The following is a 2774-nucleotide window of genomic DNA, read 5'->3' as shown; positions in this document are numbered from 1 at the left end:
TACGTTTGTTGACGGTACCTGAACGCTTGTTTGGGAAGAGGGGGCGGGGGAGTTTGGGGTTGCTGAGGAGATGAGGAGACCTGGCTGGTAAAAGATTGGGGGTAAAAGATTTTTGAGACTGGGGTATGGGACCACTGAAATGGGACGTTGAATGGTGATGAGGAGCGGGGATTTGCTGTTGTTTGTGGTGGTTTCTTGGTGCTGGTGTTGTTGATTCGAACTGAGCTGTTTTATGTCGTTTCCTGGTCCGCCTGCTCCTTCTCGCCTGTTGCGGCTGCTGCAGCCGGTGTGGCGGGCGTGGGTGGATCTGGTGTATCCGAGGCTGTGCTGTGTGTGCAGGGCGCCGGTGGAAGATGGGTGGTTTTGCGGGGGCTGCGCGGATGCGCTGCCGCTGGTGGAGGCGCCTTACTGCAATGTGTGCGGGGAGGTCTATGAGGGGGCGATTACGCAGGAGTTTCGGTGTGGAAACTGCAGCGGGCGGCGGCTGGAATTTGAGTTTGCCGTAGCGGCCTGCCATGCGGAGGGGGTGATGCGGGAGCTGATTCACCAGTTTAAGTATGAGCGCCGCCTGCATCTGCGCGGGGCGCTGGCGACGCTGATGCTGCGTGTTTTGGAGGAGCCACGACTGGCAGGGGAAAATCTGGGGGAGTGGCTGCTGGTGCCGGTGCCGCTGCATCGCAGCCGGGAAGTGGAGCGGGAGTTCAATCAGAGCTGGGAGCTGTGCGGGAGGCTGTCGTGGCTGACGGGGATACCGGCGGCGAAGGCGCTGGTGCGCACGCGGGAGACGGATCAGCAGGCGGGGCTGAGCCGGGAGGAGCGGCTGAAAAACCTGCGCGGCGCGTTTGCGGTGCGGCAGCCAAGGCGCTGGCAGCGTCCCACTGAGCTGAAGGGGCGAAGCATCCTGCTGGTGGACGATGTTTTCACCACGGGGGCGACGACGAGCGAGTGCGCGCGGGTTCTCCGGCGGGTGGGGGGAGCAGAAAAAGTGGTGGTCATCACGACAACACGCGGCTAGGATCGGCCCCGCGTCCGACTTTTGCCGGGCCTGACAGTGTGAACGCCGGGTGGCTTTGCCTCCCTGCAACTCCTGCGACATGCAATTCGAGGAGGCGCACCTTTAGGTCTGATGATGCCGGATGCCTATACCGACTGACCTACCATGGGATTTTTCAAAAAACGCAACGTTGACGATTTAGGCGAAAAGAAACGCGACATGCCGGAAGGCCTTTGGACGAAGTGCCCTTCGTGCAATGAGAGCCTCTTTGAGCAGGCGCTGGCCAAAAACCTCCGAGTCTGCACGAGCTGTGGCTACCACTTCACCATCGCTTCAGACGAGCGCATCGCCAGTCTGGTGGACGAAGGCAGCTTTGTGGAGATGGACAAGAGCCTGGACTCCGTGAACGCCCTGGGCTTCAAAGGCTATCTGGACAAGGTGAAGGCCTATCAGGCGAAGACCGGGCTTACCGAGGCTGTCGTCACCGGTCGTGCCGTGATTGAGGGGATTCCCGTTTTGGTGGCGATCATGGATTTCCGTTTCCTGGGCGCCAGCATGGGCAGCGTGGTGGGTGAAAAGATCACTCGCGCGATTGAAGCCGCCACGGCGGAGCGCAAGCCGGTCATTGTGTTTTCAGCCTCGGGCGGCGCCCGTATGCATGAGGGCATTCTGAGCTTGATGCAGATGGCGAAGACGAGCGGAGCGCTGGCCCGGCATTCCGAGGCGCGCCTGCCCTATATTTCTGTGCTCACGCACCCGACGACGGGTGGTGTCACCGCCAGTTTCGCGACGCTGGGAGATCTGATCATTGCCGAGCCGAAGTGCATGATCGGTTTTGCTGGTCCTCGTGTGGTGAAGGAAACCACGCATGCGGATCTGCCGCCCGGGTTCCAAACGGCCGAGTTCATGATGCAGCACGGGCTGGTGGACATGATCGTGGACCGCAAGGACATGCGGGGGACGCTGGCGAAGGTGCTGCGGTACATGGTGGGAGCGAAATAGCCCGCCTCGCAAGGCCCTGCGGGCCTGTTCACCCGTATGTCGTTTAGCTGGTGCTGCGAACCATTCGCGGCCTCAAGCGTGGAAGCGAATCTGGAGGTGAGGTCAATCCAGTGCGTTGTGCTGCGGTTGCCCCTGCCGCTGGCGCTTCCATCCAATCCGGTGGAGTGAATGGCTGGGCGAGCGGAGAAAAAAGTGCAGGAAGTTGGGAGGCCAGTTGCGGCGCAACTGGGCAACTTACAGGCCGAAGGTGAGCCAGAGGGTGAGGTGGATGAGGCCGACGTAGACGAGCCAGGTCTGGGCGAGGCCGTAGGTGAGGGAGCCGCTGGTTTCGCTGGGGGTGTCGGTGGAGCGGCCAAACAAGCGGTCTTGGTTGCGGTAGAGGAGCACGCCGAGGGGAATGAGGATGATCAGGCCGATGATGCCGATGATGCCGATGATTTTGAGGCCGAGGAGGCCTTCGGGGGACATGACGGCGAGCGCGGGAGCGAGCGTGAGGTGGGCGTTCATGGGGAGAACCTTCTCACGGGCTGACAATGTGGGTAGATACAGATGGGGGGAAAGGGGGGCGGTACAGACCGGTACAGACGTATGCGGTGGTTGGGGAAGAGGCGGTGGAGGGAGGATTTACTGAGCTTGGCGTTTGGCGAGGGTGCCGAGGGTGTGGATGGCGGCGGCGAGGCGGGGGGACCAGGGGAGGCCGCATGAGATGCGGATGCAGTGGGTGTAGCGGGGCTCGGGGGAGAAGAGGTGGCCGGGGGCGATGCTGATGCCTTTGGCG

The 2774-nt window shown here is 61.9% G+C and carries 3 protein-coding genes; 2 read left to right on the top strand and 1 reads right to left on the bottom strand.

Annotated elements, in window-relative coordinates:
* The first annotated feature begins 232 nt into the window (after positions 1-232).
* Positions 233-1015 (top strand): double zinc ribbon domain-containing protein, encoded by a 783-nt coding sequence (locus ACIREA_RS30085; protein WP_397386008.1) that lies wholly within the window; start codon positions 233-235, stop codon positions 1013-1015.
* 144 nt (positions 1016-1159) lie between these two features.
* Positions 1160-1996 (top strand): acetyl-CoA carboxylase, carboxyltransferase subunit beta, encoded by an 837-nt coding sequence (gene accD / locus ACIREA_RS30080; RefSeq protein WP_397386007.1) that lies wholly within the window; start codon positions 1160-1162, stop codon positions 1994-1996.
* Between the two features lie 234 nt (positions 1997-2230).
* Here accD and ACIREA_RS30075 read toward each other — a convergent pair whose 3' ends face one another.
* Positions 2231-2503 (bottom strand): hypothetical protein, encoded by a 273-nt coding sequence (locus ACIREA_RS30075; RefSeq protein ID WP_397386006.1) that lies wholly within the window; start codon positions 2501-2503, stop codon positions 2231-2233.
* Positions 2504-2774 lie beyond the last annotated feature (271 nt).

The organism is Prosthecobacter sp. (genome assembly GCF_044373815.1).
Classification (GTDB): domain Bacteria; phylum Verrucomicrobiota; class Verrucomicrobiia; order Verrucomicrobiales; family Verrucomicrobiaceae; genus Prosthecobacter.
The sequence above is the reverse complement of the archived record's forward strand: the minus strand, read 5'-3'. Positions and strand labels throughout refer to the sequence as shown.